Origin of the sequence: Providencia rustigianii DSM 4541, from assembly GCF_000156395.1 — a bacterium.
GTDB lineage: Bacteria > Pseudomonadota > Gammaproteobacteria > Enterobacterales > Enterobacteriaceae > Providencia > Providencia rustigianii.
The window spans coordinates 1,101-1,471 of the sequence record NZ_GG703837.1; the positions used below are offsets into that span (position 1 = coordinate 1,101).

At 48.5% G+C, this 371-nt stretch carries 2 pseudogenes; both read left to right on the forward strand.

Annotation, left to right across the window (positions count from 1 at the left end):
- Positions 1–255, forward strand: a pseudogene (locus tag PROVRUST_RS18815) (phage baseplate assembly protein V); the annotation flags it as partial.
- Positions 252–371 (forward strand): annotated as a pseudogene (locus PROVRUST_RS20270) (GPW/gp25 family protein); the annotation flags it as partial. The pseudogenes PROVRUST_RS18815 and PROVRUST_RS20270, both read left to right, overlap by 4 nt.

Sequence of the window (371 nt, forward strand, 5' to 3'; positions counted from 1 at the left end):
GAAGCCAGTGAGCAAGTTAGCGCGATAACGCAAGTGGTTATCGTTGATGCCGCTAAGCAAATCAAACTCAATACTCCAACTGTTATTTGCTCGGATAATTTAACGTGCGCCACGTTGAACGTAACCAAGGGCGGAGAAATGACCGGTGATATTACGCATAAAGGCGGCAAGTTTTCATCAAATGGCGTTGTTGTTGATGATCACAGTCACGGCGGTGTGCAGCGTGGTGGTAGCCGAACAGAGGGGACGCAATGAAATATCAGGGCATGAGTCGAATCGACGGCACGGCGATTTCAGATATTGAGCATATCCGCCAGTCAGTCAGAGATATTTTAATCACGCCTATTGGCTCGCGTGTCATTCGTCGTACC